This is a genomic window from Helicobacter pylori (assembly GCF_015904775.1).
Lineage (GTDB): Bacteria > Campylobacterota > Campylobacteria > Campylobacterales > Helicobacteraceae > Helicobacter > Helicobacter pylori_DM.
The window spans coordinates 1-1,485 of the sequence record NZ_JADZNC010000030.1 but is presented as its reverse complement, the minus strand read 5'-3'; the positions used below and the strand labels follow the sequence as shown (position 1 = coordinate 1,485).

Annotated in this window: 1 protein-coding gene; it reads right to left on the bottom strand. The window is 45.1% G+C overall.

The annotated features are described in order from the left end of the window. Positions 1–29: 29 nt before the first annotated feature. Positions 30–1,485: outer membrane protein (locus I6852_RS07845; RefSeq protein WP_197292078.1), on the bottom strand; the 1,456-nt coding region annotated here is incomplete at its 5' end.

The window sequence follows — 1,485 nt, the reverse complement described above, 5'->3', positions numbered from 1 at the left end:
AAAAAAGAAGTTTCACAAAGAGCTAAACGTCAATAAGCGAACACGTAATTCAAATACACGCTATAAAGCCTGCGGTATTTGAGTTCAGCCCCCATAAAGGAATAATAATTCGTGTTAATGGTAGGGATTTTAAGCCCTAACTCAATCCCATGCTGAGCCACATGATCGCTACCTTTTTTCTTGGATCTGGCTAAATTCATCCTCACTCCCATGTTGAATAAGAATTGGAAGTTCGCCACGTTCATTTTAGCGTTATAGACGTTATTCATGGTGGCTAAATTCACGTATTCAGAATTAAGCCATGAAGTGCCCGCTAACGCAATCCCGCCAAAAAGCCCCACAGAAAGCTTGTTGTTCTTGCCTAAAAAGTTAGTGGCTTTATCGTTGATGAAGTTATAAAGAGCGTCCGCTCCAAAGCCATAAGTCCATACGTCAGAAGCCGAGTTGAAGAAGCTGGATTTGATGAACGCATGGTTGTAATCAAAAAAGCCGTAATACCTAGCGCCCCATTTTCTTTTTTGCCCAAAGAATTGTTTGTAACCCACCTGAATGCCGATCCCATTCATGGCGCCGTTGTTGGTTTGAGAACCAACAATGCCCACTTTCCTGAAAGGATTACGCCCTAACTCTTGGTTGATGGTTTGGATTTGGTTGTAAGAATTTTGATTGAGGTAGTAATTGGTCTCTATGCCTTGCGGGCTATAGGGGTTATTCTTTTTGCTCACCACATTTTGCAAGCTTTGCGCGTTAGGGACTTTAGAGAGCGCGGTGGTGATGCTGTTATAAGTGTTGCCCAATTCATTGTATCTAGATTTGAAATGCACTAGAGTGTCAGCGATGTTTTCGGCTTGCTGTATTTGCTGCTCTTGAGTGCCAAAGTGAGCGATGCTGTTGGTTAAATTCGTTATGGTTTGTTCCACATAGGCGCAACCAGAAGCGAAAGTTTGCTTGGTCACTGTGCCAGGAGCTGAACCTTGTGTGCCACCAGTGCCAGCTGTTGAGGGGTTGTTGCATGTGGCTAAAAAGTCTGTAACAAAGTTTCGAAAAGTCCCGCTAAGATTGCTAGGGTTAATGGTTTGCCCCACTTGATTGGCTAAAGTAAGCATTTTGGCTTGCGCGCTAGCGTTAGCGAGCATGCCTTGCGCAAAGCTAGCGTCTGTGAAAGGGTTGAAAGGCTTGCCTCCACTGCCTCCCACTTGATCTGATTGCGAGTTAGCATTAATGGCGCTCGTTTGATTGACAAGCTCTTGCGCGTCTGTGATCATCTTTTGGATCGCGCTGATTTCATCTTTAAAAACGCACAAACCCCCTGAAGTCGGGTTCATCTGTGGGCCACCATCCTTATTATCTACGCTAAACCATGGGCATGCCGTGTTGATGGTGTTGATGAGCGTGCTCGCTTGCGCTAAGAGCGCTTGAGCGCTATCAGGCACTCCGCTCAATTTGTTAGTGATTTCGGTGTAGGACACCCTTGATGTATTACCT